This is a genomic window from Autumnicola aciditolerans, assembly GCF_041679265.1.
GTDB lineage: Bacteria > Bacteroidota > Bacteroidia > Flavobacteriales > Flavobacteriaceae > Autumnicola.
Window position 1 is genome coordinate 1 of the sequence record NZ_JBGFSM010000036.1, and the last position, 2,415, is coordinate 2,415.

At 42.9% G+C, this 2,415-nt stretch carries 3 protein-coding genes; all 3 read left to right on the forward strand.

Features of this window, described 5'->3' with window-relative positions; all coding sequences use genetic code 11:
* On the forward strand, positions 1-1,269 hold a 1,269-nt coding region (locus tag AB8M93_RS18270), incomplete at its 5' end, for a cytochrome c oxidase subunit I (protein WP_373060353.1).
* Positions 1,269-1,820, forward strand: a complete 552-nt coding sequence (locus AB8M93_RS18275) for a cytochrome c oxidase subunit 3 (RefSeq protein WP_373060355.1) — start codon at positions 1,269-1,271, stop codon at positions 1,818-1,820. The genes AB8M93_RS18270 and AB8M93_RS18275, both read left to right, overlap by 1 nt.
* Positions 1,817-2,415, forward strand: a 599-nt coding sequence (locus tag AB8M93_RS18280) for a cytochrome c oxidase assembly protein (RefSeq protein WP_373060357.1), incomplete at its 3' end; no start/stop codon positions are given. The genes AB8M93_RS18275 and AB8M93_RS18280, both read left to right, overlap by 4 nt.

Here is a 2,415-nt window from a genome sequence, read left to right on the forward strand (position 1 = left end):
TTACTGTACTTTAGTTTCTTTGCCGGGGGCGCTCCCAATGCAGGCTGGTTTAATTACGCTCCTTTAAGCGAAACCCCTTATTCCCCAGATGTAGGAATAGATTATTATACCGTGGGATTAATGCTTACCGGGATTGGAAGTATTACCACCGCGGCAAATTTTGCCGTTACTGTACTCACCATGCGGGTAAAAGGAATGAAACTAACCATGTTGCCGCTGTTTGTGTGGATGAGCTTTATAAACGCCTTTCTTATACTTGGGGCACTGCCATTATTGAATGCGGGACTTGCGATGTTGCTGATTGACCGGCAGATGGACGCGCTGTTTTTTCTTCCTTCCGCAGGAGGGTCGGCTACTCTGTGGCAGCATTTTTTCTGGTCCTTCGGCCACCCGGAAGTGTACATTTTAATATTACCCGCTTTCGGGATTATTTCTGAAGTAATCCCGGTGTATTCAAGAAAGCCTATTTTTGGCTATGCTTTTGTTGCGGTTTCTTCCATTGCTATCGCCCTGCTTTCTTTTGGGGTTTGGATGCACCACATGTTCGCGGTAGGTTATACCAATGTTGTAAATGGCTTTTTTGGGGCGGCAAGTTTTTTAATTGCCGTTCCCACGGGAGTGAAAGTCATTAATTGGGTGGGAACCATGTATAAAGGTTCCATCAGCTTTACAACATCAATGTTATTTGCATTAATGTTCCTTATCAACTTTACCATTGGAGGGCTTAGCGGGGTTTCTTTCGCTATAGTTCCTGTAGACTGGCAGCTTACCGATACGTATTATGTGGTGGCCCACCTGCATTATGTTTTTCTGGGAGGCACTGTATTTGCTGCTTTTGCCGGAATTTATTACTGGTTCCCGAAAATAAGCGGGCGCCAACTTTCAGAAAAGATTGGGAAATGGCATTTGTGGACCTTTGTTACCGGCTTTAATATGACCTTTTTGGTTCAGCATCTTTTAGGAATTTTAGGAATGCCTCGCCGTGTTTACACTTATTTTGATTTGCCATACTGGACGCTGTTAAATATAATTTCCAGTGCCGGGGCGGTACTCATGTTTGGAGGAGTTGCCATTTTTTTCTGGAATATTTATAAAACCTTGAAAAACAAACCATCAGCTAAAGGCGATCCCTGGGATGCCTGGACCCTGGAATGGGCAACGCAGTCTCCGCCAGGCGAGAAGAATTTTGACAGGTTGCCGCCAGTACATAGCCGCAGGCCACTTTGGGATTTAAAAAACCCTCATAATAAAGATAAAAGACTTAATTGATGAAAGACAGAGGCAAACTTTTAATGTTTTTCCTAATTGGCTCTGAAGCGTTCTTCTTTATTGCCCTTATCATCGCGTATGTTTACTATCGTAATTTTACGGGAGCTACAGATATGGTCGCGCATTTCCTAAATGTAAAAAGGGCAACAATCCTCACCGCAGGCCTGGTGCTAAGCAGTTTTACATTAATTAGAAGCAAAAAGAATTTATTAAAAGGCCGTTGGAAAAAAGCCAAATTATATATGGGAGGCACCATTATTCTGGCTGCCGTTTTTTTGGCGGGACAAATGATGGAATATATTGAACTTTACCACAAGCAGGTTACCATAAGTAAAAATGTTTTTGGAAGCAGTTTTTTCACCTTAACAGGATTTCACGGGCTGCACGTAATTATGGGGCTTATTGCCATCAGCTTGTTATTCGGCTTTTCATTTGGTAAATTTAAAGTGCTTACTGTAGCCGGTATTGGCAGTGTGGAAGCCTACTGGCATTTTGTGGATATCGTATGGCTTTGTGTGTACACCTATGTTTACCTAACACCGTTGCTATGAGTTGGAAGGATTATTTTTTACTATCTCAAAACTGGTCATTTTCATGGTCGGTGGCATTGCTAATTTTCTTCGGAAGTTACCTTATCTGGTTTAAACCACGTGGAAATAAGCTCCTCTCTATAACGGCGGGATTTTTACTGCTGTACGTCATGACGGCATCTCCTGTGGCTAATTTGTTGCAATTTGGGTTACATAGTGTAGCCATGTTGCAACATGTAATTGTCCTGATGGTAGTCCCAATATTCATTTGGGCAGCATTACCTTCAGCTTTACTGAAGAAGAAGTGGATTGCACCAGAAAATAAAAACGGATTTGCACTTTTAACCTGGCTAACGGGAAGCCTGGGGATGTGGGCGGCACATTTTTTAAGTGCCGCGAAAATTTCTTCGGAATCTGGTCTAAGTATCTGCGGAATTAAAGCCGCGCCAGACGGTTGGGTACAATCAATTCCGGATGCAGCGCTTCCTGTTTTTTTACTGGTGGCGGGACTCATATTCCTGATTCCGGTTTACTCAAAAAACAAAAATTTAAGGCTTCAACCTTTGGGAGCGGTTTTTTACTTATTTGCAGCCTGCGTGAGTTGTTCCATTCTGGG

What these genes read in the sequence shown, in the direction of transcription:
- AB8M93_RS18275 (WP_373060355.1), top strand. Translation starts at nt 1,269, where the DNA reads ATGAAAGACAGAGGCAAACTTTTAATGTTTTTCCTAATTGGCTCTGAA.